The organism is Achromobacter sp. NPDC008082, from assembly GCF_042957345.1.
GTDB lineage: Bacteria > Pseudomonadota > Gammaproteobacteria > Burkholderiales > Burkholderiaceae_B > Achromobacter > Achromobacter kerstersii_A.
Map to the genome: position 1 here is coordinate 366,146 of NZ_JBIBIB010000005.1, position 20,701 is coordinate 386,846.

Genomic DNA, 20,701 nt, shown 5'->3' on the forward strand with positions numbered 1-20,701 from the left:
ATCAGCACTGCGATGAGGTGATGCGATGAAAGGTCTGGAAAACAAAGTCGCCATTGTGACGGGCGGCGCCACGCTGATCGGCGCGGGCGTCGTGCACGCGTTGCGCGCCAAGGGCGTGCGCGTGGCGCTGTTCGATATCGACGCCGCCAACGGCGAACGCGTGGCCGCGGCCGACAAGACCGGAACGCGCTTCTGGCCGGTAGACATCACCGACGATGCACAACTGGCGCGCGGCGTGGCGGATGTAGCCGCGCACTTCGGGCGCATCGATTATCTCGTCAACCTGGCCGCCACCTATCTGGACGACGGCGCCGCCTCCGGCCGCGCTGACTGGCTGCGCGCGCTGGACATCAACGTCGTCAGCGCCGTGATGGCCGCGCGTGCCGTTCACCCGCATCTGGCCGCCGCAGGCGGCGGCGCCATCGTCAACTTCACGAGCATCTCGTCGCGCGTGGCGCAGACGGGCCGATGGCTTTATCCCGTGTCCAAGGCCGCGCTGCTGCAAGTGACCCGCAGCCTGGCGATGGATTACGCCGCCGACCGCATCCGCGTGAATTCCGTGTCGCCCGGTTGGACATGGTCACGCGTGATGGACGAGCTGACCCAAGGCGACCGCGCCAAGACCGACCGCGTTGCCGCCGACTACCACTTGCTGGGCCGCGCGGGTGACCCGGCGGAAGTGGCCGAGGTCGTGGCGTTTTTGCTGTCGGATCACGCCAGTTTCGTGACCGGCGCCGACTACGCGGTGGACGGCGGCTACTCCGCCATGGGCCCGGAGCAGGCTCGCCCCGCCATTCCGCGCCTGGCCGAGTAAGCCCGGCAGCAAGCCACCACCGGCCCGCGCGCACCGCGGGGCCAGGCAATCCAAAGGAGAGTAATGATGCGTCGAATTGCAATCGTGGGCGGCGGGCAGGCCGGACTGCCCCTGGCGTTGGGCCTGCTGGACAAGGGATACGCGGTGACGGTCGTCACCAACCGCGACCCCGACAACATCCGCAACGGCAAAGTGATGTCCAGCCAATGCATGTTTGATGCGTCGTTGCAGGTGGAGCGCGACCTGGGCCTGAACTTGTGGGAGGCCGATTGCCCCACCGTTGACGGCATCGGCCTGGCCGTCCCGCACCCCGAACAACCGGGCCAGAAGGTCATCGACTGGGTGGCGCGGCTGGACAAGCCCGCGCAAGCGGTGGACCAGCGCATCAAGATGCCGGCGTGGATGGAGCTGTTTGAAGCGCGCGGCGGCAAGCTGCTGATCCAGGATGGGGGCGTTGCCGAACTGGAACTGCTGGCGGCGTCGCATGATCTCGTGCTGCTGGCCGCGGGCAAGGGCGACGTCGTCAAACTGTTTGAGCGCGATGCGCAGCGCTCGCGCTTTGACCGGCCGCAACGCGCGCTGGCGCTGACGTATGTCAGCGGCATGCGCCCCGCGCCGGACTATTCCCGCGTGGCGTTCAACCTGATTCCGGGCGTGGGCGAATACTTCGTGTTCCCCGCGCTGACCACAAGCGGCCCCTGCGAAATCATGGTGTTCGAAGGCATCCCGGGCGGGCCGATGGACTGCTGGCGCGACATCAAGTCGCCCCAGGAACATCTGGCGCAAAGCCTGCACATCTTGCGCACCTATCTACCCTGGGAAGCCGAGCGTTGCGGCGCGGTGGAACTGACCGACGCCAACGGCATTCTTGCGGGCAGCTTCGCGCCCACCGTGCGCAAGCCGGTGATGACCTTGCCGTCGGGCCGGCTCGTGTTCGGGCTGGGCGACGCGGTGGTCACCAACGACCCGATCACGGGGCAGGGGTCGAACAACGCCACCAAGGCCTGCGCCGTTTACCTGGACGCGATTGTGGCGCACGGCGACGGCGCGTTCACCGCCGACTGGATGCAGCGCACGTTCGAACGCTTCTGGGAATATGGCGAAGCGGTTGTGGAATGGACCAACTCGATGCTGCTGCCGCCCCCGCCGCATCTGTTGAAGCTGCTGAAGGCGGCTGAAGACGCACCCGCGCTGGCCAGCGCCATCGCCAACGGCTTCAACCATCCGCCCGCGTTCTTTCCGTGGTGGCGCGACGATGTCGCCTGCGACGCGTTCATCGCCTCGAATGCAGCGCGGGCGGCGCGGGCGGCGGCATGACGGCCCCGCTGGACTGGGGCAGCACGGACCTGCATCCCAAGGTCCTGCGCGGTGTGCTGGGCAGCTATCCGACGGGCGTGGCCATTGTGGCCACGCGCTGCCCGGACGGGCGCAATGTCGGGCTGACCATCAATTCGTTCGCCTCGCTATCGCTGGACCCGCCGCTGGTGCTGTGGAGCCTGGTGAACCATTCGCCGAACCTGGCGGCGTTTCGGGACTGCCGGCACTTCACCATCAGCGTGTTGGCCTGTGGCCAGGAAGCGCTGGCGATGCGCTTTGCCAGTTCCGCCGTGACGGACAAGTTCGACGGCACGCCGCTGCATGAAGTGCCGGAAGGCGTGCCTGCCATCGCTGGCGCGGTCGCCACGTTGGTGTGCGCCAACGATCAGCAAAGCCCGGCAGGCGACCACCTGCTGCTGTTTGGCCGCGTGCTGCGCGTGGCTAGCGCAAGCAGCACCGTGGCCGCGCCACTGGTGTTCCACGCCGGGCGCTTCACCGCATTGACCGCCGCCTAGCAGCGCCTACCCCTATACCCGTTGGAGCATTCATGGCGACCCCGTCAGCGGCGCAGATCATCATCGTCGGCAGTGGCATGAATTCATTGGTGTGCGCGGCGCTGCTGGCGCAGCGCGGCAAATCGGTGCTGGTGCTGGAACGCAACGACCGGCTGGGCGGCTGCATCCGTACCGAAGAACTATTCCCCGGCTATCGGCACGACGTGCTGTCCTGCTGGTATCCGCTGTTTGTCGGCAGCCCCGCCTACGCGGCGTTGAAACCCGCACTGCATGCGGCCGGTTTGGAATTCATGCAGGGCGATTACACGACGGGGCTGGTGCTGCCCGACGGTTCCGGCCTGGCGCTCAAGCAAGACATCGACGACGCCGCGCGCCGGCTGGACGCCTGGGCGCCGGGCGACGGCGCGGCCTTTGCGCAGATGGCGCAACGTCTGTTTGGCGAAGATGCCGCGTTGACCTTCGGCCTGTTGGGGCAGAACCCCTACGGCGCCGGCATGGTGAAGCTGTTGTTCAAGGAATGGCGCAAGCGCGGTGCGGACGGCCTGGCCGCCTTCGCCGCCGATTCCATGGAGCCGTTTCGGCGCTGGGCCGAATGCGCATTGCAGTCCGACGCCGCGCGCGCCCTGATCGCACCATGGGTGTTGCACACGGGCCTGGGCCCGGATGACGCCGCGTCGGCCCTGATCGGCAAGCTGACCTTCGCGGCGGTGGTGGCGGGCGGCATGCCGGTGGTGAAGGGCGGAGGCAGCGGCATCGTCGCCGCGCTGGCCAAGGTGATCGAACAGCACGGCGGCCAATTGATGACCGGCGCAACGGTCGAACGCATCCTGACGCGCGGCGATGGCCGCAAGCGCCGCGCGGTGGGCGTGGTGGCCAACGGCCGTGAGTACGCCGCGTCCGAGGCCGTGGTGTGCAACGTCACGCCCGGCCAGCTGTATGAACAGCTGCTGCCGGATGCGCCCGCGCCCGTGCGCCAGCGCGCCGCTGCGTATCGCTACGGCCGGGGCGGCATGCAGATTCACTTCGCACTGAATGCGCCGCCTGATTGGCTGACGCCGGAACTGCGCCACGTGCCGCTCGTGCATCTGACGGAAAGCATGGAGCAGGTGTGCCTGTCGGTCACCGAGGCCAATAACGGCCTGTTGCCCGCGCGGCCCACCTTGGCCATCGGCCAGCCCGTTGCCGTGGACCCCTCGCGCGCGCCGGACGGCGGCTGGATCTTGTGGGTGCAGATGCAAGAGCTGCCGGTGCGCGTCAAGGGCGATGCGGCGGGCCAGATCGACGTGCCTGCGGACGGGCGCTGGACCGAGGCGTTGCGCGAAGCCGTTGCCGACCGCGTGCAAGCGCGTCTGGAACGCGTAATGCCGGGCCTTGCCGGCCGCATCGTGGGCCGCCGCAGCTATTCGCCCGCCGACCTTGAAGGCATGAACGTCAACCTGGCGGGCGGCGACCCGTATTCGGGCGTGTGCTCGCCCGACCAGTTTTTCTGGCTGCGGCCCTTTGCCGGCAGCCACGGCGCGCGCGGGCATCGCACGCCGCTGCGCAACCTCTTTCATATCGGCGCTTCTACCCATCCCGGCCCCGGCCTGGGCGGCGGCTCCGGCTATCTCGTCGCGCAACAACTGGCGCCCCGTGCGGGCAGGAGCGGAACATGAGCACACACTTTGAACCCCGGCGGCTGGCTTGCGCCGTGGCATTGGCGCTGGCCGGCGGGGCGGCGTCGGCCACGGAAGGGGGCGGCCTGGGCATCTACCCCGATGGCCTGGAAAACTTCATGTCGGGCGCGCTGCCGCCGCCCGGCGTGCACATGCTGGTCTATGGCGGCGGAGCGCGCTACGACACGCTGCGTGGCAACGATGGCGAACGTGTGCCGGTGCCGGGCTTCAAGGTCGACGTCAACGTGCTGGCGCCGCGGTTGATCTGGGTGACCGAGCAGCAGGTGATGGGCGGACAACTGGCCTTTCACGCCATCGCGCCCTTGCTGGACGTGACCTTCAAGGCGGCCGGCGAACGCTACCGCAGCACGGGCCTGGGCGACATGACGCTGGGCGTGGCGCTGGGCTATCACGTGTCGCCGTCGCTGCATTATGTGGTCGGGCTGGATATGTACGCGCCCACGGGCGAGTACCACCGCAACGACCCGTCCAGCCTGGGCAAGAACTACTGGACGGCGCAACCCGTGTTCGCGCTAAGCCGCATCAGCCCCGATGGCTTCAACGCCGACCTGAAACTGATGTACGACTTCAACTTCACGAACTCGGCTACGGACACCCGTTCCGGCCAGGCCATCCACGCCGACTACGCGCTGGGTTGGGGCGTGGGCAAGGGCTGGGTGCTGGGCGTGGGCGGCCACGCCTTCCAGCAGGTAACGGACGACAGCGGGCCGAACAGCGCCGCGGGCCGCGCGCGCGCGTTTGGGGTCGGGCCGTCGGTGCGATACCTGAACGACAAGGGCTGGTTGTTCACCGCCAAGTGGCAGCAGGAATTCAAGGTGAAGAACCGGCCAGAAGGGTCGCAACTGTACGTGAAGCTGGCGATTCCGTTTTGAATGCCGGGCGGCCAGGGTTTGCCCGCCGCCGCGCCCGCGTGATACAAGACGGCCTCTTCAGCTGTCTGCCCTGGCTTCATGTACACCGCTTCGACGCTTGGATTGTTCCTGGCAGGGGTCGCCGTTATTCTGGCGATGCCCGGCCCCACCAATACCTTGTTGGCCGCGGCCGGCTTGCGCCAAGGCTTCCTGAGGTCAGCACGCTTGACCGGCGCAGAACTGGCCGGCTACCTCATCAGCATCACGGTCTGGGGCCGCTTCCTGGAACAGGCGGCGCAGGCGTTCCCGTGGCTGCCGGCCGTGGTGCGCGTGGCGGCCAGCGTGTACATCGCCTATTTGTCCATCCGCATGTGGCGGGCAGCGCAAACCGTGCCATCGGCCGCGCAGCAAGTGATTGGCATGCGCACGCTGTTTGTGGCGACGCTGCTCAATCCCAAAGGCATCCTGTTCGCCAGCGCCATCTTTCCGCCTGCGGCTTTTTTGACCGTGTCCACGTATCTGGTCTTCATGGCGATGTTCGCGGCGCTGCTGCTGCCGATCGGACTGATGTGGGTAGCGTTTGGCGCGTCGCTAGGCAGCCAGAAAATCAAGTGGATCAGCCCGGCGCAGGTGCAGCGCGGGGCATCGGTTGTGCTGGGAATTTTTTCGCTAAGCCTGGCCTGGGCGGCATTCCGATAGCGCGGCGCCCAACCGCGCCGCCTTTCGATAGGGCGCAGTGAGCAGGGCGGCCTTAACCGCCCAGCCGCCGCAAGCTCTCGCTTGGGCTTTCGCCATAGCGCGCCTTGTACCCGGCGCTGAACCGCCCCATGTGCGCAAACCCCCAACGCAGCGCCACGCTGGCGATGTTCTGGCTTTCGCCCGACAGCAGCTCGGCGCGCGCGCGTTCCATGCGCAGGTCACGCAGATAATGCATGGGGCTTACGTCTAGGAATTCCTTGAACCCCGCATACAGGCTGCGCACGCTGACGCCCGCAATGCGCGCCAGGTGCTCGGCGCTGACCGGCTCGTGCGCATGCGCTTGCAGGTAGTCTTGCACGCTGCGCACATGGCGCGGCAGCACCGCGCCGCGACGGCCAGGCGGCACGCCCGTGTAATTGTGGGGATGGGCCGACAGCAGGGTGGCGGCCACCAGTTGCTCCATCTGATGCACGATCAGCTTGTGCGTGGCCAGGTCGGCGTGCTGCGATGAACAGTCCAGCAGATACGTCATCAGGCATCGCCAAGCCGGACAATCGCGCCAGCGGAACCCCAGCTGAAAACGCAGCGGCCTGTCCAGCGTACCGCCCAGTTGCCCCACCAGCGTGCGCTCCAACAACGAGCGCCCCACGCGCAACATGAACTGATCGTTGTCGCTGCTCCAGCACATGGCCAAATCATCGTCGGGGCTGACCACGGAAGCCAGCTCCGATGTGGAATCCACCTGCTGCGGGCCGCTGCGGATACAGGCGGAACCCGACAACGGCATCTGCACCAGGAAGAAATCTTCCAACGGCCCCGGCCGGATCTCAACCTGCGCGCCATAGCGCAGGCGGTTCAGCGAGACCTCGCCCAGCGGCAGATGATGCATGCGCGCGTCCAGCCGCTGCGCCGCGCCCACCACACCCAAATGATGCGGACGCATCACACGGCCCACCATGGAACGCGCCTCGTCCAGATCGCCCGATGCAAATAACTGCTGCGCCGGCAAGCCCAGCACCGACTCGATCCGGGGGCCGGCGGGCGGCCAGGTCGTGCTGGAGGCGGACGATGTCGGGTTGAGCATGGCGGGGCGTCCTTGCGGGGTCTCACGGGCCTTGAAGGCTCTGATAGTAAAGCGGTGCCGGTCCCGGGTGACTGGTGGAAAACCCGTCCCGCAGCCCGGGAGCCTGTCCGCATTTTGCGTACGCTGTCCGCAAAATGCAGAAAACCGCGGAGGACATCCGCGGTTTTCTGACGATGGCAACAATGCCGGCAGGTCAGTGCATCTGGCCGTAGCGTCCGGCGTTGAAGTCCTGGATGGCTTCAACGATTTCCGCCTGCGTGTTCATCACAAACGGGCCGTACCCCACCACAGGCTCATCAATCGGCTCGCCGCTCAAAATGAGGAACACGGCGTCGTTGTTCGCTTCGACCGTGATGCTTTCCCCATCCTGCGAGAACAGCGCCAACTGCGCATCGCGCGCCACCGTTTCCCCATTGACCAACACCGTGCCGCGCAGCATCACCAGCATGCTGTTGCGGCCCGCAGGAATGGGAAACGCCGCCGACTTGCCCGCATTCAAGCGCACGTCCCACACGTCAATCGGCGTGAAGGTATGCGCAGGCCCGGCATGACCCGCGAAATTACCCGCGATCACCCGCACGCTGCCCGCGCCATCCGGCAATTGCGCCACCGGAATATCCGCATTGAGAATGCTCTGGTAACCCGCCGCCGCCGCCTTGTCCTTGGCGGGCAGGTTCACCCACAACTGCACCATCTCAAGCTCGCCACCCGAGCGCGTGAACGCGTGCGAATGGAATTCCTCGTGCAGAATGCCCGACGCCGCCGTCATCCATTGCACATCGCCCGGCCCAATCACGCCGCCATTGCCGGTGGAATCGCGGTGTTCCACTTCACCGCTGTACACAATCGTCACGGTCTCAAAGCCGCGATGCGGATGCTGACCCACTCCGCGCGGCTGATCAGCCGGCTCGAACTTCGCCGGGCCGGCGTAATCCAACAGCAGAAACGGGCTGACGTTCTTGCCCTTGTCGTTGTAAGAGAACATCGAGCGCACGGGAAAGCCATCACCCACCCAGTGGGGGCGAGGGGCCGCATGCAGGCCGAGGATCTTCTTCATGATTCAACTCCAATTGCGCGGCCCCATCGGAGCCGTTCGACATAGCGATAAAGATAAGGGCGGAACACTCGTTTCGGTAGACCCGGAAAGTGATAAGGACTGTTCCATGAATCGGACGATGACCATTCGTTCACATCTACAACTTTATGGCATCAGCCTAATGGATGAGAACGTGATTTTTAGGAAAAGTCCGATATTTCAAGCGCTTGGGCAACCGTAGAGTTCACCCATGACACCGGCAGCGCCGGCATCCCACCTACCACCCACGCTTCAATTGCCTTCCGATCCCATGACCTCTACCGCTCCCTTCCGCTTGCGCTCCATCGCCTCTTTCCTGTCCCTGGCCGCCGTAGGCATCGCCGCCGGCCTGCTGGTCGGCAAGCTCTACCTGCTGTGGCAAACGCTGGCCTGATGCCTAGCCCTGACGCGCTGCGCCAAATGCTGGCCTGATGCTTGCCCTGACGCGCTGCGCCAATTTCCCGGCTGACGTATCCTTCCCGCGATGAAACAACGCGTGGACCCCGCGCCCGCCGGGCGCATCGAACCCGTCTCAGGCTTTGCCCCCGTCGCCACCCCCGACGCGCGCGTCCTCGTCCTGGGCTCCATGCCCGGGGTAGCGTCGCTGAAGCAAGCCCGCTACTACGCCCACCCCCGCAACGCGTTCTGGCCCATTGCCGCCCAAGCCCTGGGCTTTGACGCCACGGCAGACTACCCCCAGCGCCTGCAAGCCCTGCAAGCTGCGGGCGTCGCCCTATGGGACGTGCTGCAAACCTGCGAGCGCCCTGGCAGCCTGGACGCAGACATCCGCCACGACACCCTGATCCCCAACGACTTCGCCGCCTTTCTGCAAGCGCACCCGGCCATCACCCGCATCTGCTTCAATGGCGCCAAAGCCGCAACCCTCTTCCGCCGCCACGTGATGCCCACCCTGACGGCCACCCTGGACTACCAAGACCTGCCGTCCACCAGCCCCGCCCACGCCGCCGCCTCATTCGAAACGAAGCTGGCAGCCTGGAGCAGGGCGCTGAAACCCTAGCAAGTCACCCCGCAGCAAGCAGCAGGCCTCCGGCCCCGTAAAGAAAGCGCCCAAAGCAAAGCGCCAAAGCAAAGCCCCAAAGCAAAGCGCCCAAAGCAAAGCCCACCCTGCGCCAAGCCACCCCCCAAAGCCAAAAAAGGCCGCGCAGGGCGGCCGACTTTGGCGACCCTGCAAGATCTTCCCGCAGCCTCAGCCCCTGGCCAAAACGCCAAGCACACCGCTCGCCCCAGCGCCGGTGGCTCAACGCTGACGCAGCCGGGTGTTCCGTGGGCGGGGCGGTTGCGGCCGTTCGGTGACGCCCGACGGAATCCGAAGGAAGCCGAAGGCGACGAGGATGAGGACGGGGCAGTCCGGCCCCGGCGGGCCGGACCGTCATCGTTGGCCGCGACCGCCCCGCCCACGGAACTCCCGGCGGCCCAAGAACCAGCCCCCGGCAAGCAACCCTGGGACAAACAGCCCCCAACACACCACCCCCATATCTCCGTCCCCCATTTGACCCATATCAACCCTCTATATAACCAGGAGTGATAAGTTCATAACAACTAATAGCTACCCGTCACGAGCACCCCCAAACCCATGCCCCCCGCACCCGAACACCCCCCCTCCAGCAAACGCGGCTTTCTCAAAGGCCTACTGGGCCTAAGCGCCGCCGCCACCATCATCCCCATCCACGCCGAAGCCACCGGGCTGAACAGCCAGCCGCCGCGCCGCCCCGGCATCCCCGGCAAGCGCTACGGCATGGTCGTCGACATGCGTAAATGCATCGGCTGCCAATCCTGCACCGTCAGCTGTTCGCTCGAAAACCTGCCCCCCATCGGCCAATTCCGCACCACCGTCCTGCAATACGAAGTCACCCCCGACGACGGCGGCCCCTGTGCCATGGTCATGTTGCCGCGCCTTTGCAACCACTGCGACAACCCCCCGTGCGTGCCCGTCTGCCCCGTGCAAGCCACCTTCCAGCGCGAAGACGGCATCGTGCTCGTCGACAACGAACGCTGCGTCGGCTGCGCCTACTGCGTCCAGGCCTGTCCTTACGACGCCCGCTTCATCAACCACGACACCCAGACCGCCGACAAATGCACCTTCTGTGAGCATCGCCTGGAAGCCGGCCTGCTCCCGGCTTGCGTCGAAAGCTGCGTCGGCGGCGCACGCGTCATCGGTGACATGAACGACCCCGGCAGCGCCATCTCCAAACTGCTCGTCGAACACAAGGCCGACATCAAAGTCCTCAAGCCCGAAATGAAAACCGACCCCCACGTCTATTACATCGGCCTGCCCGACGCATTCGTGCACCAGGTCGACGGCCAAGCCGGCGTGCGCTTGGCTGGCGGACATTGAGTCACTGAAGGGGACATTCATGCAGATCTCGGAATTGCTCACGCCGGTCTACGACGCCGCCTGGCTGCCCTGGGCCGTGCAGTATTTCTTTCTTATCGGCATCGCCGCCACCACTGCGCTGACCGCCGCCTTTGCCGCATTCGGCCACGCCGGCTCGCCCGCACGCCAACTGCTGCCCGCGGCGGCCGCCGTACTGCTCGTCACCGCCATCGCAGCACCTGTGTCGCTACTTGCCGACTTACATCAACCCGGAAGATTCTGGCACTTCTACGCGCACCTCACGCCCTGGTCATGGATGTGGCTTGGCGCCTTGCTGCTGCCCGTCTTCGTCGGCCTGTCCGTGCTGTTCTGCGCCGCCTGGTGGTGGGGCCGAATCGCCTGGGCGCGACTGCTGGCCATTGCCCTCGCCGTGTCCGCCTTATCCATCCTGGTCTACACCGGCGCCGAAGTCATGGTGCTGCGTTCACGGCCCTTGTGGCACACCGTGTTCCTGCCCATCAACTTCGCGCTGACCGCCTGGCTCGGCGCATTGGGCGCCATGTTCCTGGTGGGCCGCTGGCTGCCGGGCGGCTTGAAGGCGCTGCCGGTCGGCCTGCTGCGCCGCCTGAGCCTGGCTGCGGTTGTCATGATGGCGCTGGGCGCAGGCGCCTGGAGCCTGATGGGCATGCTGGGCCTGGACCCGTCGTTCGACGCCGCGCTGCGCCTGTTTGCCGAATTTCCCATCTGGCGTATCAGCCTGGCCGGCGCGGTCATCACCGCCTTCTGCATGATCGCCTTGCTGCAACGGCCCGCATCGTCGCTAGCCGCGCCGCTGCCGTCCGCCACGCTTGCGCTCACGATGCTGGCCGCGGCATGGATCTTCCGCTGGGTGGTCTTCATGAGCGTGCAAGGCGTACCCAAGTACGGCGCCGGACTCTATCTGTACGACATGCCGTGGGGCAGTGACGGCCTGCTGGGCATGTTCGGCGTGCTGGGCCTGTGCGTGGCGCTGGTCACCCTGGTGACCTGGACGCTGGAACGATTCCCGGCATGCGTACGCGGCCTGCAGAACAAGACATGGAACACAACGCAATGAACAAGCTCCCCGAACACGACAAGCCAGACCCCGCCGCTGACGACCCCCACGAAAATTCCCCGCAAGACGCCGCCCGCCGCAAGCTGATGGTGCGCGGCGGCCTGGTCGCCGGCGGCATGGCCGCCTTTGCGGCCGGCTACGGTGAAACGGTCTCGCGCGCCGTCAAGGGCCTGGCCCACGGCACGGCCGGTGTGCCCACGGCCCACGCCGTGCGCGGCAACTCGCTGACGCCGGAATTCCGCATCGACCCGCTCACCGGCCTGCTCAACGCCCAACCCGGCCAGACCGTCAGCCCCTCCAGCTGTCTGGGCTGCTGGACGCAATGCGGCGTGCGCCTGCGCATCGATACCCAAGAAAACCGCATCCTGCGCGTGGCCGGCAACCCCTACCACCCGCTGGCAACTACGCGGCCCGCCGCCATGGAAACGCCCGTGCGCGACGTCTACGCGCAACTGGGCGGCGATAACGGCTTGGAAGGGCGCGCCACGTCCTGCGCGCGCGGCTCCGCCATGCTCGAACAAATGAACAGCCCGTTCCGCGTGCTGCAACCGATGAAGCGCGTCGGCGCCCGCGGCGAAGGCAAGTGGCAAACCATCTCGTTCGAGCAACTGGTGCAGGAAGTCTGCGAAGGCGGCGACCTCTTCGGCGAAGGGCATGTGGACGGCCTGCGCGCCATCTACGACCGCGACACCCCGCTGGACCCCGACAACCCCGAGTACGGCGCACGCGTCAATCAGTTCCTGTTTACCGATGCCTCCAACGAAGGCCGCACGCCGCTGATCCAGCGCTTTGCCGCGCAGTCGTTCGGCACCGTCAACTTCAGCAACCACGGCTCGTATTGCGGACAGAGCTTTCGCGTTGGCGCGGGCGCAGCGTTGGGCGACTTGAAAGGCATGCCGCACGGCAAACCGGATTGGGACAACGCCCGCTTCGGCCTATTCATTGGCGCGGCCCCGGCGCAGGCCGGCAACCCATTCCAGCGCCAAGCTCGGCAACTGGCCGAAGCCCGCGTGCGCCCGGAAGCAGACAGCTTCACCTACGTCGTCGTGTCGCCCATGCTGCCCGCGTCGTCCAGCTTGTCGGCAGGGTCGGGCAACGAATGGCTGCCCGTGAACCCCGCCGGTGACCTGGCGCTGGCCATGGGGCTGATCCGCTGGATTCTGGATCACGAACGCTTCGACGCCCGCGCGTTGGCGCAGCCCGGCCCCAACGCCATGAAGGCGGCGGGCGAAGCCGCGTGGACCAACGCCACCCATCTGGTCGTGTCCGAACGCGGCCATCCGCGCCTGGGCAGTTTCGTGCGCGGCGCAGACATGGGCTGGCCGCGCCCGGCCGATGCCGACGACAAGTGGGAAGACGTCTACGTGGTGCGCCTGGAAGACGGCACGCTCGCGCCGCACACGACGGCTTCGCCCGCCACCTTGTTCGTGGACGACGCCATCGCCGTACCCGGGCTGTCGGCGCAACCCCTGCGCGTGTGTTCGTCGCTGGCCTTGCTGCGCGAAGAATCGCACCGCAAGTCCCTGGACGAATACGCCACCTTGAGCGGCGTGCCTGCCGGCAAGATGGCGTCGCTGGCCGAACGCTTCACCAGCTACGGCAAACGCGCCGTGGCCGATGCGCACGGCGGCACCATGAGCGGCGCAGGCTTCTACACCGCCTACGCCATCGCCATGCTCAACACGCTGGTCGGCAACTTGAACGTGGACGGCGGTCTGGTGCTGGACGCCGGCCCGTTCCCGCCGTACGGCCCCGGCCCGCGCTACAACATCGCCGGCTTCGCCAACCGCGCGACGCCCAAAGGCGTGGCCTTGTCGCGCAACCGTTTCCCCTACGAGAAATCCAGCGAATTCAAGCGCAAGAAGGCGGCCGGCCAACCGGTGTACCCGGCGTCGGCGCCCTGGTATCCGGCCACCGGTGGCCTGAGTTCAGAGATGCTGGCGTCCGCCTTGGCCGGGTATCCCTACCGCGCCAAAGTCTGGTTCAACCACATGAGCAACCCGGTCTACGGCATTGCCGGCTTCAAGACCGTGCTGGCCGACAAGATGAAAGACCCGCGTATCTTGCCGCTGTCGGTGTCGATCAACCCCTTCATCAACGAGACCAACGCGCTGGCCGACTACATCGTGCCGGACACCGTTACCTACGAAAGCTGGGGCGTGTCGGCGCCGTGGGCGGATGTGGTCGCCAAAGCGTCCACCGTGCGCTGGCCGGCCGTGCAACCCCGCGTAGCGCGCACCGCCACCAACGAGCCCGTGTGCCTGGAAACGTTCCTGATTGCCTGCGCCAAGCGCCTGGGCATGCCGGGCTTTGGCGCCAACGCCATCTCGGACAAGGACGGCGGCAAGCACGCGCTGGACACGCCGGAAGACTTCTTCCTGCGCGGCATGGCCAACATCGCATTCTCGGCCGGCCGCCCCGTGCCTGAAGCCTCGGATGACGACATGGCGCTGACTGGCGTGGACCGCTATCGTGGCCTGCTGGAGCAGAAGCTCAAGCCCGGCGAATGGCGCCAAGTGGCAATGCTGATGAGCCGGGGCGGGCGCTTCGACAAGATGGAAGACGCCTGGGTGCAAAACGGAGCATCGCGGCAGACGCGTCTGGCTTACGCCAAGCCCCTGCAAATCTGGAGCGAAGAACTGGCCGGCTTCCGGCACGCGATGACGGGCGAACGCTATAGCGGCTGCCCCACCTGGTACCCCGCAAGGCTGGCCGATGGCCGCGACATGCGCGCCGAGTATCCCGCGCAGCAGTGGCCGTTCCTGCTTAGCTCGTTCAAGTCGAACCTGATGAGCTCGATGTCGATCGGCGTGAACCGCTTGCGTCAGGTGCATCCGCACAACCCGGTGTCGATCAACCGGCAGGATGGCGAACGGCTGGGCATCCGCAACGGCGACGCCGTGCGCATCGTGACGCCTGGCGGCGCGGTGACGGGGCGGGCGCTGCTGCGCGACGGCATCCAGCCGGGCGCCGTCGGCATCGAACACGGCTACGGCCACACCGAACTGGGCGCGCGCGTGCACGTGGTGGACGGCAAGCCCATGCCGCACGATGCGTCGCTGTCGGCGGGCGTCAACCTGAATGACTTGGGCTTTGGCGACACCACGCGAGGCGAGCACGCCAACGTGTGGATCGATTGGGTGTCGGGGGCGGCGGTGCGCCAAGGCCTGCCGGCACGGATCGAGCGGGTGTAGGGCAGGGGGGGCGATGCGGCGGCCTGCCGCGTTAGCCTGCCCCGTCAGCCTGACGCAGCAGCCTGGCGTCAGCGCCTGAGGCGGGACGGCATCACGGCGCGACCGTGTCGGCCACCAGCTCCAGCCCGCTGGCAGGCACCGCCACGTCAGGCAGCACGCCGCTCAGGTCTCCGGATTGAGCGGCGGCCGTGCCAGACCGGCTGATCCGGATTTCCACCCGGACCTTGCTGGCGCGCGACAGCGTGGCGTCGGGCGACATCGCGTTGCTGTCGTCCAGCGCGAAGGCGCGCGGCAAGTCCGACACGCGCATCCGCAGGATGGCCAAGGGCATGCGCGAGCCTTCGACGGGCCGCGCCAGAATGAACACGGTATCGCCGGGCTGCACCTTCCCGCGCAGCGATTCGGCGATGCGTGCGTGGCCGCTCAGGCGGGGCGTGGAGGCGGCCGCCGGGGACTGGCCTGCGGGTGCGGGCGGGCCGGACGCCGTTGCGCCCGAAGCCGGTACGCCCGAAGCCGGTATGCCCGCCGCCGGTACGCCCGCCGCCGCCGCACTTGAAGCCGCCGCTGGCGCACCTGAAGCCGCACCGCCCGCCGCCATCCCCCGCGCCTGCGCGATGTTCGATTGAATCTGACGCGCGGCTTCCGAATCGGGGGGCAGCAGCGCCTGCAAGCGTTCCCAATGCGCCAGCGCTTCGGCGGCGTCGCCGCGGCGTAGCGCCATCATGCCCGCCAGCGCCAAGGCTTTGGGCTGGTCAGGTTGCGCCGCCAACGCCTGCGCCACGGCGGCAATAGAATTCGCGTCTGGCGCGCCTTGATTGGCTGACAGCAGGGCGTCGGCCAGATCCGCCAGCACGGCGGGTTGTCCCGGCACCAGACGCAGCACCTGTTGATACGCCGCCACCGCATCCGTGTAGCGGCCCAGCGTTTCGTAAGAGCGCGCCAGCGTGTACCAGCCGTCGGCGTCATCCGGCGTGGCGCGCAGCCGCTGCGCCAGCGCGTTGATGGCCAGCGCCATATCGTCGCCCGAGTCCTCGGCATGCGGTTCGGCCGCGCGCGTCATTGCCACATCCGCCGCCGCGCGCGGGTTGCCCAGCTTGCCGTACAACAGCACGGCGGCCACGGGAACCAGCACGCTCAACAGGCAGGCGGCCGCGATGCCGGCGCGCTGCCCGCCGGCAGGCAGCGCTTGCGATTGGCGCAGCGCCAGGTCTTGCAACATGTCACGCTGCAACTCCTCTTCCGCCCGCACGCGCGCGGCCGGGCTCAGGCTGCCGTTGTTCAGGTCGCGCTGCAATTGTTCGCGCTGGGCCAGATAGAAGGCGCGCACATTCGCGTCCGCCGTGATTGACGGCCGCGTCGGCGGGCGGCGCACCAGCGGCGGAATCAGGCACAGCAGCGTGGCCAGCAACAGCAGCAGCACAACGAGCCATAGCGTGGTCATGAGCCGGTGTCCAGAAAGCGGGCGGCGCGGGCGCGTTCGTCGGCGGTCAGCGGCGCGCGGGCGACGGCGCGGCGCTTGAGCGTGCGCACCAGCACCCAGAAGCCCAGCGCCATCAGCGCAAACGGGCCTATCCACAGCAGCCAGGTGATGGGTTTGAACGGCGGGTCGTAGCGGACGAAATCACCGTAACGGTCTTCGAAGAAACGCATGATCTGGGCGTCGCTACGGCCTTCGGCTAGTTGCGCATGGATCAGGTCGCGCATGTCGTGCGCGAGCGGTGCGTTGGAGTCGGCCAGCGTCTGGTTCTGGCAGACCAGGCAGCGCAAGCCGTGCGCAAGTTTGTCGGCGCGTTGCTGATCGGCGGGAGACAGGGCGGGCAGTGGGGCGGTCGGGGGCGTGGCCGCAGTGGCGGCGGGCAGGGCAGTCATCGCCAGCGCCAGGGTCCAGCCCACCATCAACGCCAACGCCAGCCTCAACCTCAACGTCCATGCCAGCGTTATCGCCAACCGCAGCGCCCATCCCAACCGCAGCGCCCACCTCAAGCGCAGCGTCAGCGCCGCTATCCACCGCCCGCGCGTAATCATTTCAGCTCCTTGAGCAGCGGTTCGATCCGCGTGCGCCAGATCTCGGGCGTGATCAGCCCCAACTGCTTGTACCGGATGCGGCCCGCGCCATCGATCACAAACGTTTCCGGCACGCCGTAGACGCCGTACTCGATTCCGACGCGCCCGTCGGTGTCAGATGCCGACGCAATGTACGGGTTGCCATAGCGCACCAGCCAGGCGCGCGCATCGTCGGGTTTGTCTTTGTAGTTCAGCCCGTACAGCGGCACGCCATGGCGCTGCGCGGCTTCGCGCAGCACGGGCAATTCTTCGCGGCAGGGCGCGCACCACGACGCCCATACGTTCAGCAGCCATACCTGCCCGCGCAGGGATTGCACGTCCAGCGTCTGGCCTGACGCGTGCAGCAGCGGCAGGCTGATCGCGGGGGCGGGCTTGTCGATCATGGCGGACGGCACGGCGCGCGGGTCGCGCGACAGGCCCATCGCCAGAAACACAGCCATCGCCATGAAGACGCCCAGCGGCAGCAGGTAGCGCAGCATCAGACGCCCTCCCGCGAGGCGTGAGGGACCGGCCGGTGATCGGAGGGCAAGGTTTTCGGATCGCGCGCGCCCGCTTCGTGCGTGCGGAGATAGCGCTTGTCGCCCGCCGCCAGCAAGCCGCCCAACGCCATCAGCAGGCAGCCCGTCCAGATCCACGTCATGAAGGGTTTGACCTGAATACGCACCGTCCATGCCGTGTCGCCCACGGGTTCGCCCAGCGCCACGAACAGGTCGCGCGTGAAGCCGCTGTCGATATCGGCCTGGCTCAGCGCCATGTCCTGCACCGTGTACAAGCGCTTTTCCGGGTACAGCGTCACCACCGGCTTGCCGTTGCGCGTGACGGGAAACACGGCGCGTTGCGCGCTGTAGTTCGGGCCTGCCGCGGGCGCGATGCTGGCGAACGTGAATTGATAGCCGCCTGCTTCCTGCGTGGCGCCCAGCTCCAGGCGTAGCTCGTGCTTGACCTCATAGCCGTTGGCCAGCGTGACGCCCGCGATGAAGATGCCCACGCCGGCATGCGCCAGCAGCATGCCGTACCAGCTGCGCGGCTGCCGGCCCAGGCGGCGCAGCCATTGGCCGCGCTCGCCCGCGTTGTCGTTCAGCCGTTGCCAGGCGTGCGTGGCGGCGCTGGCGGTGGACCACGCCGCCAGCCACAGGCCCAGCATGATCATCGGCGACCCCAGCCGCAGCGGGCCGGGCATGGCCAGCGGCAGCAGCACGGCGGTGGCCACGCTGACGGCGAAGGCGGCGCGTAAGCGGCGCGCGAGTTCCGGCGCCTCGGCCTGCTTCCAGCGCGCCACGGGGCCAACGCCCATTAGAAAAATGGCGGGCGTCATCAGCGGCACGAACACGGCTTCGAAGTAGGGCGGCCCGATCGAGATCTTGCCCCAGTCCAACACGTCCAGCACTACCGGATACAGCGTGCCCAGCAGTACCGAGCCGGCCGCTACCGTCAGCACCACATTGTTCGACAGCAGCAGCGATTCACGCGACAACAACGAAAACCCGCCGCCCAGCCCGACCGTGGGCGCGCGCCAGGCGTACAGCATCAACGACCCGCCGACGATCACCGTCATGAAGGCCAGGATGTACAGGCCGCGCCCCGGGTCCACGGCGAAGGCATGGACAGAGGTCAGCACGCCCGAGCGCACCAGGAATGTGCCCAGGATGCTGAGCGAAAACGTGCAGATCGCCAGCAGCACCGTCCAGCTGCGGAACGCGCCGCGCCGCTCGGTGACGATCAGCGAATGGATCAGCGCGGTGCCTGCCAGCCACGGCATGAAGGACGCGTTTTCCACCGGGTCCCAGAACCACCAGCCGCCCCAGCCCAGGACGTAGTACGCCCACGCGCTGCCTAGCAAAATGCCGACGGTCAGAAACGTCCACGCCGCCAGCGTCCAGGGCCGTACCCAACGCGCCCACAGCGCGTCCAACTCGCCCGACAGCAGCGCGGCAATGGCGAATGCGAAGGCCACCGAAAAACCCACATAGCCCATGTACAGCATGGGCGGATGCACGATCATGCCGGGGTCTTGCAGCAGCGGGTTCAGGTCGCGGCCGGCCATGGCCGGGGGCATCAGCCGTTCAAACGGATTGGACAAAAACAGCAGGAACAGCAGAAATCCCACGCTGATCCCGCCCATCACCGCCAGCACGCGGGCGACAAAGGGCAGCGGCAGGCGGCGGCTGAAGACGGCCACGGCCAAGGTCCACGCGGTAAGCAGGTACAGCCACAGCAGCAGCGAGCCTTCATGCCCGCCCCAGACGGCCGCGAAACGGTAGGCGGCGGGCAGGTCGGCATGCGAATTGCCCGCCACGTACAGCACCGAAAAATCGTTATGCACGAACGACCAGGCCAGACAGCCAAAGGCCAGCGTCGTCAGCGCGAACTGGCCCACGGCGGCGGGCCGCGCCACGCGCATCCCCGCTTGCCACCCGGTGGCCGCGCCGATCAGCGGCAGCGTCGTTTGCGCCAAGGCCACCAGCAGCGCCAGGATCAGGCTGAAGAGTCCGATCTCGGGAATCATCGCGCCTCCGCCCGCATCGCCCTGTTGGCCGTGGCCGTGGCCGTGGCCGTGGCGTTGGCGGAACCCTGGCTGCCCGCACGTTTCAATGCGTCGGCGGCTTCGGGCGGCATGTAGTTTTCATCGTGCTTGGCCAAGATCTCGGTTGCGCGGAACACGCCGTCGGCATCCAGCTTGCCGGCGGCGACGACGCCCTTGCCCTCGCGAAACAGATCGGGCAACAAGCCTTGGTAGGTGACGGGGACGGTGTGCGCGGTGTCCGTCACGATGAAGCGCAAGGTCAGGCCGTCGGCGTCGCGGCGGACCGAGCCCGGCTCCACCAGCCCGCCCACGCGGAAACTGCCGGTGCGCGGCGCTTCCTTGGCCACCACTTGAGACGGGCTGAAGAAGAAAACCAGGTTCGATTGCAATGCGTTGAGCACCAGCGCAGTGGCCAGCGCCAGCGGGCCGAGCCCGCCCGCGATGGCCAAGGCGCGACGCTTGCGTGGGGTCATGGGCGGTCCTCGTTGGGGCGGTCCTGGTTGGGGCGGGCCGCACCCGCACGCCTGTCGCGGCGAACGCGTGCGCGGCGCCACAGCAGCAGGACTTCCACGCCCATCAGCGCCGCCGTCACGCCGTACGCGCCCAGAATGTACGGGCCATGCCCCTGTAGGGAAAAGATCGCATCCCAAGTCATCGGGCCTCCTTGCGATTCGCGTGCAATACGCCCGGTTCACGCGCCGCGATGATGCCGCGCACGCGCGCCAGCGCCACGGCCGCGCTGTACAGCCAGAACGCCGCCACCATCAGCAGCATGGCGGTGACCATGATGCGCGCCATGCTGGGCGCGGTGGTCAGATTGATCGACGCGCCTTGATGCAGCGTGCTCCACCAGCGCACCGAGAAGTAGATGATGGGCACATTCACCACGCCGGCCAGCAGCAGAATGGCGCCGCCGCGATCGGCGCGCCGGATGTCGTCGGTGGCGGCCTGCAAGGCCATGAAGCCCAGGTACAAGAACAGCAGAATCAATTCCGACGTCAGGCGCGCATCCCACACCCACCACGCGCCCCACGTGGGCTTGCCCCACAGCGCGCCCGTCCACAAGGTCAGGAAGGTAAACAGCGCACCCGTGGGCGCCAGCGCACGCATCATCATGAACGACAGCCGCGTGTTGTAAATCAGGCCCAGCGCGGCATACCCCGCCATCACCAGATACAGAAACATCGACATCCACGCGGCCGCCACATGGATGAAAAGTATGCGGTAGACCTCGCCCTGCTGGCTGTCGGTGGGCGCCACCGCCAAGCCCACCCACAGACCTGCGGCGGCGAATAAGGCGGCGGCCAGCGCCAGCAGCGGAATCAGCCGCCCGGCCAGCGGGTAGAACACGGCCGGCGATGCGTAACGCACCCACCCCGAGCCCGATGCGGCGACGGGTGTTGCCCCCGGCAGCGACGGTGACATCGGCCCCGGCGAGGACGGTGGCGAATGGAAGG

20 protein-coding genes are annotated in these 20,701 nt (G+C 67.3%); 11 read left to right on the forward strand and 9 right to left on the reverse strand.

The window, feature by feature from the left end:
• The first annotated feature begins 25 nt into the window (after window positions 1-25).
• The 6 genes from ACFZAI_RS21600 to ACFZAI_RS21625 all read left to right on the forward strand — a co-directional run bounded on the left by ACFZAI_RS21600 (window position 26) and on the right by ACFZAI_RS21625 (window position 5,872).
• Window positions 26-814: an SDR family oxidoreductase gene (locus ACFZAI_RS21600; RefSeq protein WP_391568831.1), complete on the forward strand. Its 789-nt coding sequence runs from the start codon at window positions 26-28 to the stop codon at window positions 812-814.
• A 66-nt stretch (window positions 815-880) separates the two neighbouring features.
• Window positions 881-2,131: a styrene monooxygenase/indole monooxygenase family protein gene (locus ACFZAI_RS21605; protein ID WP_391568832.1), complete on the forward strand. Its 1,251-nt coding sequence runs from the start codon at window positions 881-883 to the stop codon at window positions 2,129-2,131.
• The gene (locus ACFZAI_RS21610; RefSeq protein WP_391568833.1) at window positions 2,128-2,646 is read left to right on the forward strand and encodes a flavin reductase family protein; all 519 of its coding nucleotides are present in this window, start codon (window positions 2,128-2,130) and stop codon (window positions 2,644-2,646) included. The genes ACFZAI_RS21605 and ACFZAI_RS21610 overlap by 4 nt, the downstream gene beginning before the upstream one ends.
• A 32-nt stretch (window positions 2,647-2,678) precedes the next feature.
• Window positions 2,679-4,301 carry a phytoene desaturase family protein gene (locus tag ACFZAI_RS21615; protein WP_391568834.1) on the forward strand — a complete coding sequence of 541 codons (1,623 nt, stop codon included), beginning with the start codon at window positions 2,679-2,681 and terminating at the stop codon, window positions 4,299-4,301.
• Entirely contained in the window at window positions 4,298-5,194 is an 897-nt protein-coding gene (locus ACFZAI_RS21620) for a transporter (RefSeq protein ID WP_391568835.1), read from the forward strand. The genes ACFZAI_RS21615 and ACFZAI_RS21620 overlap by 4 nt, the downstream gene beginning before the upstream one ends.
• A gap of 78 nt (window positions 5,195-5,272) precedes the next feature.
• Window positions 5,273-5,872: a LysE family translocator gene (locus tag ACFZAI_RS21625; RefSeq protein ID WP_391568836.1), complete on the forward strand. Its 600-nt coding sequence runs from the start codon at window positions 5,273-5,275 to the stop codon at window positions 5,870-5,872.
• A gap of 52 nt (window positions 5,873-5,924) precedes the next feature.
• Here the strand turns inward: ACFZAI_RS21625 and ACFZAI_RS21630 are convergent, their stop codons facing one another.
• Window positions 5,925-6,956 carry an AraC family transcriptional regulator gene (locus tag ACFZAI_RS21630; protein ID WP_391568837.1) on the reverse strand — a complete coding sequence of 344 codons (1,032 nt, stop codon included), beginning with the start codon at window positions 6,954-6,956 and terminating at the stop codon, window positions 5,925-5,927.
• A 193-nt stretch (window positions 6,957-7,149) separates the two neighbouring features.
• Window positions 7,150-8,013 carry a pirin family protein gene (locus ACFZAI_RS21635; protein ID WP_391568838.1) on the reverse strand — a complete coding sequence of 288 codons (864 nt, stop codon included), beginning with the start codon at window positions 8,011-8,013 and terminating at the stop codon, window positions 7,150-7,152.
• 289 nt (window positions 8,014-8,302) lie between these two features.
• On the opposite strand from ACFZAI_RS21635, the gene ACFZAI_RS21640 reads away from it, so the two are divergent.
• From ACFZAI_RS21640 to ACFZAI_RS21660, 5 genes are all read left to right on the forward strand, one after another.
• Window positions 8,303-8,425, forward strand: coding sequence for a hypothetical protein (locus ACFZAI_RS21640; RefSeq protein WP_391568839.1), 123 nt, complete (start codon window positions 8,303-8,305; stop codon window positions 8,423-8,425).
• Between the two features lie 192 nt (window positions 8,426-8,617).
• Window positions 8,618-9,049, forward strand: a complete 432-nt coding sequence (locus ACFZAI_RS21645) for a DNA-deoxyinosine glycosylase (protein ID WP_391569188.1) — start codon at window positions 8,618-8,620, stop codon at window positions 9,047-9,049.
• Window positions 9,050-9,625: 576 nt separating this feature from the next.
• Window positions 9,626-10,387: a sulfate reduction electron transfer complex DsrMKJOP subunit DsrO gene (dsrO, locus tag ACFZAI_RS21650; protein WP_391568840.1), complete on the forward strand. Its 762-nt coding sequence runs from the start codon at window positions 9,626-9,628 to the stop codon at window positions 10,385-10,387.
• A 19-nt stretch (window positions 10,388-10,406) separates the two neighbouring features.
• A complete protein-coding gene (gene nrfD, locus ACFZAI_RS21655) occupies window positions 10,407-11,462 on the forward strand; it encodes an NrfD/PsrC family molybdoenzyme membrane anchor subunit (RefSeq protein ID WP_391568841.1) in 1,056 nt (351 codons plus the stop codon).
• Entirely contained in the window at window positions 11,459-14,656 is a 3,198-nt protein-coding gene (locus ACFZAI_RS21660) for a tetrathionate reductase subunit A (protein ID WP_391568842.1), read from the forward strand. Before nrfD ends, ACFZAI_RS21660 begins: the two co-directional genes overlap by 4 nt.
• Before the next feature lie 91 nt (window positions 14,657-14,747).
• Here the strand turns inward: ACFZAI_RS21660 and ccmI are convergent, their stop codons facing one another.
• From ccmI to ccmC, 7 genes are all read right to left on the reverse strand, one after another.
• Window positions 14,748-16,097: a c-type cytochrome biogenesis protein CcmI gene (ccmI, locus tag ACFZAI_RS21665; protein ID WP_391568843.1), complete on the reverse strand. Its 1,350-nt coding sequence runs from the start codon at window positions 16,095-16,097 to the stop codon at window positions 14,748-14,750.
• On the reverse strand, window positions 16,094-16,552 hold the full coding sequence (locus tag ACFZAI_RS21670) for a cytochrome c-type biogenesis protein CcmH (protein ID WP_391569189.1): 459 nt from the start codon (window positions 16,550-16,552) through the stop codon (window positions 16,094-16,096). Before ACFZAI_RS21670 ends, ccmI begins: the two co-directional genes overlap by 4 nt.
• Before the next feature lie 125 nt (window positions 16,553-16,677).
• Entirely contained in the window at window positions 16,678-17,199 is a 522-nt protein-coding gene (locus ACFZAI_RS21675; protein WP_391568844.1) for a DsbE family thiol:disulfide interchange protein, read from the reverse strand.
• Window positions 17,199-19,226 carry a heme lyase CcmF/NrfE family subunit gene (locus tag ACFZAI_RS21680; RefSeq protein ID WP_391568845.1) on the reverse strand — a complete coding sequence of 676 codons (2,028 nt, stop codon included), beginning with the start codon at window positions 19,224-19,226 and terminating at the stop codon, window positions 17,199-17,201. The genes ACFZAI_RS21675 and ACFZAI_RS21680 overlap by 1 nt, the downstream gene beginning before the upstream one ends.
• Window positions 19,223-19,717 (reverse strand): cytochrome c maturation protein CcmE, encoded by a 495-nt coding sequence (gene ccmE / locus ACFZAI_RS21685; protein WP_391568846.1) that lies wholly within the window; start codon window positions 19,715-19,717, stop codon window positions 19,223-19,225. The genes ACFZAI_RS21680 and ccmE overlap by 4 nt, the downstream gene beginning before the upstream one ends.
• A complete protein-coding gene (ccmD, locus tag ACFZAI_RS21690) occupies window positions 19,714-19,899 on the reverse strand; it encodes a heme exporter protein CcmD (RefSeq protein WP_391568847.1) in 186 nt (61 codons plus the stop codon). The genes ccmE and ccmD overlap by 4 nt, the downstream gene beginning before the upstream one ends.
• The gene (gene ccmC / locus ACFZAI_RS21695) at window positions 19,896-20,669 is read right to left on the reverse strand and encodes a heme ABC transporter permease CcmC (RefSeq protein ID WP_391569190.1); all 774 of its coding nucleotides are present in this window, start codon (window positions 20,667-20,669) and stop codon (window positions 19,896-19,898) included. The genes ccmD and ccmC overlap by 4 nt, the downstream gene beginning before the upstream one ends.
• Between the last annotated feature and the right edge of the window lie 32 nt (window positions 20,670-20,701).